Source organism: Halovibrio sp. HP20-59 (genome assembly GCF_033052795.2).
Taxonomy (GTDB): domain Bacteria; phylum Pseudomonadota; class Gammaproteobacteria; order Pseudomonadales; family Halomonadaceae; genus Vreelandella.
The window spans coordinates 1-253 of record NZ_JAWJUW020000129.1 but is presented as its reverse complement, the minus strand read 5'-3'; the positions used below and the strand labels follow the sequence as shown (position 1 = coordinate 253).

At 62.1% G+C, this 253-nt stretch carries 1 protein-coding gene; it reads left to right on the top strand.

Annotation, left to right across the window (positions count from 1 at the left end; all coding sequences use genetic code 11):
- Window positions 1-253, top strand: a 253-nt coding sequence (locus tag RZA33_RS19985; RefSeq protein WP_416337895.1) for a LysR family transcriptional regulator, incomplete at both ends; no start/stop codon positions are given.

The following is a 253-nucleotide window of genomic DNA, read 5'->3' as shown; positions in this document are numbered from 1 at the left end:
GCTCACGCGCTCGGTATCCGGGAATCGGCCGTCAGCAGGCGCATACGCGATCTTGAGGACGAACTCGGCGCCTCACTTTTTCATCGGCACAATGGCGGTGTGAGCCTTACGCAAGCGGGCCAGCACTTTCTACTTCGAGCGCGCAAAGCGCTTAGGCAAATCGGCGAAGGGGCACGAGACGTTGCCGCCATCGGGCGTTGCGAGGACGGACGCGTCAAGATCGGCATCTTCTCCTCACTCGCTTCGGGCTTCC